The 2,248-nt window shown below is 43.9% G+C and carries 4 protein-coding genes; all 4 read left to right on the forward strand.

Features of this window, described 5'->3' with window-relative positions:
- The coding region (locus ACLR2L_RS19955; RefSeq protein WP_413370748.1) for a glutamate synthase-related protein at positions 1-521 on the forward strand (521 nt) is incomplete at its 5' end.
- Between the two features lie 82 nt (positions 522-603).
- Complete coding sequence (locus tag ACLR2L_RS19960) at positions 604-1,029, forward strand: universal stress protein (RefSeq protein WP_140957368.1); 426 nt, start codon at positions 604-606, stop codon at positions 1,027-1,029.
- 157 nt (positions 1,030-1,186) lie between these two features.
- A complete protein-coding gene (locus tag ACLR2L_RS19965) occupies positions 1,187-1,876 on the forward strand; it encodes a thermostable hemolysin (protein WP_413370751.1) in 690 nt (229 codons plus the stop codon).
- The coding region (locus ACLR2L_RS19970) for an AMP-binding protein (protein WP_413370753.1) at positions 1,869-2,248 on the forward strand (380 nt) is incomplete at its 3' end. The genes ACLR2L_RS19965 and ACLR2L_RS19970, both read left to right, overlap by 8 nt.

Here is a 2,248-nt window from a genome sequence, read left to right on the forward strand (position 1 = left end):
GGATACGAGACAAGATTAAAATTATTGCATCGGGAAAAATCATTACGGCGTTTCACATGGTTAAAAACCTGTCTTTGGGCGCTGATGTGTGTAACAGCGCAAGAGGAATGATGCTGGCATTAGGGTGTGTACAGTCGTTGTCCTGTCATACTAATACCTGCCCAACGGGGGTTGCTACACAGGATCCAAAGCTGTTTAAAGGGCTGGATGTTAAGGACAAAAGTGTACGGGTAGCCAATATCCATCACAAAACCGTGAAGGCAATGGTAGATATTTTATCGTCAACCGGGCATCGCTCAGCCAGCGAACTGAATCGCACTCATATCTTCAGGCGGGTTAATCAGGAAACGGTTAAACGTTATGATGAAATCTTTCCGCTTATTCAACCCGGTAGCTTTTGTAGCGACGACGTGCCATCGCATTACGCATTGCATATAAAAGAAGCATCTGTTGCATCGTTTAAACCGGTTAATATTCTGGCTCAGGTTGAAAATAGAACTCAATCAGTAAATAGTAATTAGCAAATATTGATTAAAATCAACAGTAATTGATTACCGCTATTCTATACTGACATTACAGAAAACAGCCATAAGGAGGCTGATTATGAGTGGTTATAACTGTGTTTTGGTAGCAATAGATGTGTTCTCAAATGAGCATGAAGCCGTTGTAGAAAAAGCATTGGCTGTAGCGGGGGCACCTGCAAAGCTTAACCTGATATATGTAGCGTACCCGCAAACGAATTTTGAGCCTTATGGTTTGTTCCTTGAACGTGATTTTTCTGAAGAAGTACGCGAGCAGGCGCAAAAGAAATTAGAAAGGATCGCCGATGGCCATGGCGTGCCTCGAACCCACGTTCAGGTTGCAATTGGTTCTGCCGCAGAGGAAATTCACCTGGTGGCCAAAAAGCTCAACGCTGACTTAATTGTGTTGGGAACTCATGGTCAAAGTGGTGTGCAGTTGTTGTTAGGTTCTACCGCCAGTTCTGTGCTGCACGGCATTGAATGCGATTTACTGGCGGTAAAAGTATAAGTTGCCAGGCAGGCATTGTGTCGCCTGTATCAAGGCAGTGAATTCCCAACCATTCACTGCCTTTTTTTATTTTTGAAAATTATTTTTCTTCTTAATGTTCCGTTAAGTTTTCACAATTATCTTTTCATCATGTTCTGAATTTCCGTTGGACTGATACATGATGAATGCGTTTAATGCTAATGCTCTGCAGTTTCACCCTTTAAGCACATCGATACCTTCTGTAGATGTGATAGGGTGTGATAGGCATGCTTCATGCCGCCATCAGGTACAAGAATTTATCCGCAAAGGGTTTTACCAGTGGTATCGCGCAGATGTGCAGGATTTTTTGCCCTTGCTGGTAACAGCAAGAGCGCAGAATATTCATTCTGTACTGGGTTTGCGTACCCAAACTACTGATATGCTGGTTACGCGTTACCTTGACAGTGGATTAACTGAGACCCTTGCAGCCCAAGGAATTCAAGATGTTGAAGGTAAGGTTGCCGAAATTGGCAATTTATACAGTGAATCTCACGCCTACACATTACCTTTATTACTGACAACCGTTAAAGCGCTGCTCGAAGCTGGTTTTACCTATGCATTATTTACCGCAACTACGCGTGTTCAGGCACTCTTTATGCGCTACGGTTTACAAGCTTCAGCAATTTGCCCGGCTAGTCCTGAGAAGCTGGGCGGTAAAGCGGCTGAATGGGGAAGCTATTACCAGGCTGGTCCAACAGTAATGTTGCTTGATCTGGCGCGTGTTTCAGCAGTAGTAAAAAACAACCCGCGTCTTACCGATATTGATCGGGCTCAGCAACCCGCGGCGTCCACCATTGCGTCTCAACTGCGGTGGTTACGTCATGCTTAATTCCTATCCTTTTGAAGTAAATAATGATGTTGCGCTTAGCACTGCATCCACGCAAGTGACTTATGCTCAACTGTATGAGGCTGTATTATCACGTGCACAGTATATAAAGCAGCTTAATGCGCAACGTTTCGCAATCATTGCAGATAACGGTTTGGAGTGGGTCTTCTTTGATTTAGCGTGTCAGATGGCCAATTGTGTACTTGTTCCTGTTCCAGCATTCTTTTCTGCTGCACAGCAAGAGCATCTTTTTACCAGTGCCGATATTCAATATGTTATTAGCGAACGAACTCACGTTAATCCTGAAACCGGTTTTTTTGCCACTGTTACCGAACTTAACAATCAACACAACACAGCATTGATTCCAGACGGGAC

This window comes from Alteromonas sp. AMM-1 (assembly GCF_047290655.1).
GTDB lineage: Bacteria > Pseudomonadota > Gammaproteobacteria > Enterobacterales > Alteromonadaceae > Alteromonas > Alteromonas mangrovi.